The organism is Mycobacterium sp., from assembly GCF_049802695.1.
GTDB lineage: Bacteria > Actinomycetota > Actinomycetes > Mycobacteriales > Mycobacteriaceae > Mycobacterium.
On record NZ_JBARMY010000285.1, the window covers coordinates 1 to 1,515 of the forward strand.

The following is a 1,515-nucleotide window of genomic DNA, read 5'->3' on the forward strand; positions in this document are numbered from 1 at the left end:
CCCGGATCAGTGCAAAAGTGGCCACCGGTCGGGGAGTCGAGCGCCGCCCATTGTCGCAATTAAACCGGTGATTGAATGTCCGAGTACCATCGGCGACGACGGCGTCGAGTGACGGATTTGTGCCCTCTAGGGGGCCGGCTGGAGCCGTTTGCTTCTTGGACAAGGACATTCCGCCGACACCCGGCTATGCGCGGCCATTGTGAACAGGTTGACGTTCGCCGGCCAGATCATTGAAACCGGCACCACCTCCTACCGACTCGCCCACGCTCGGAAGGTACGTCCCGCGGGTTAGCAGGCTCTATATTGGTTGCTCGCAAGCCGATTACAGTGATGACGGCATCACGATGCCAGTTCGTTGTGCTGCGTGCGGGGCTGCAGCGGCAGTAAAGCGCTGTCCCTGCGGATTTCCATCCCGGCCTCTGCGCAGTTAATGGGCGATTGCGTGTGCGACGGCTTGGACAGCTCGGAGCCGTCCGTCGGTGAGGGCAACGGTGAGGTTGTGCGCTTTCTCGGCGAAGTCTGGGACGAAGGCGTGCAGTCCGAGCGGATTGAGGGGCAGCGTCAGGAACATCTGCATCGTCGACGCAGCCTCGTCGGTGAGATCCTTCCAGTGCTCGACTGCGAATCCGGAGTACTCCACGACAGCGTGCAACTGGTCGGGAGTGGCCAGATGAGTGAGCTCGGGTTGGTCAGCCCACGGCAGTGGGTAGTCGGGGTCGTCGCGCCCGCCAGATGTGATGTCCCACACGGCGATCCGCCCCCCGTCGACCAGTACCCGGCGTGCCTCCCGGTAGAGGCGGGTTTTGTCGGCCACGTTCATCTGAACATGCTGGCTGAACACCACCTGGAAGCTTTCATCGGCGAAGGGCAGTTCGGTGACGTCTGCTTGTTGAACCGAAACCTGGTCGTCCAGCCCGACAAGCTGATTTAGCCAAAGGGCCGTTTCGCAGTACTCCTTGGTCAGATCGACCGCGGTCACCCTGCACCGACACCGCTCGGCGACGAAGCGGGCGGTACCGCCGATCCCGCTGCCCGCATCGAGCACCCGATTCTCAGGTCTGATCCCGGTCAGATCCACCAGCTGGCTTGTGGCAATGCGACCCATCGTGTGGAAGTCCTCGAGCAGCGCGAGATCCGCGGGTTGAAGGTGGTTCAAGTCCTTTCCGGCGGCAATGAGGGCCAGCTCAATGTTGTGCCGCGATAGGGCAGTCGAGTACTGAGCATGGATAGGGGTGTCTTTCATGTCTGCTCCATTCGGAACCGGCGGCCTGGCGATCGGGTACTTGCTTCGGTCAGAGGTGACGCGGCTTGCCGTTCTTGGTGTCGGATAGTCAGCGATTCCAGAGGTCGGTTCCGCGTCTTCTCCGGTGTTAGGTCTGTTCGAGTTCATGGGGCACCGGCAGACCGAGCAGGTGCAGCAGGGCTGCGAGTTTCACATCCAGCTGCAAACCGACCTCGGTGATGCGCGAGTCACCGAAGCTGGCGAATCTGCTCGACGGTTGATCGACGCTGAGA

1 protein-coding gene and 1 pseudogene are annotated in these 1,515 nt (G+C 61.7%); one reads left to right on the plus strand and one right to left on the minus strand.

Features of this window, described 5'->3' with window-relative positions:
* Window positions 1-141 precede the first annotated feature (141 nt).
* Window positions 142-292, plus strand: a pseudogene (locus WA317_RS11600) (ATP-binding protein); the annotation flags it as partial.
* Between the two features lie 135 nt (window positions 293-427).
* Here the strand turns inward: WA317_RS11600 and WA317_RS11605 are convergent.
* Window positions 428-1,243, minus strand: a complete 816-nt coding sequence (locus WA317_RS11605; RefSeq protein WP_425173166.1) for a class I SAM-dependent methyltransferase — start codon at window positions 1,241-1,243, stop codon at window positions 428-430.
* Between the last annotated feature and the right edge of the window lie 272 nt (window positions 1,244-1,515).

What these genes read in the sequence shown, in the direction of transcription:
- WA317_RS11605 (WP_425173166.1), bottom strand. Translation starts at nt 1,243, where the DNA reads ATGAAAGACACCCCTATCCATGCTCAGTACTCGACTGCCCTATCGCGG.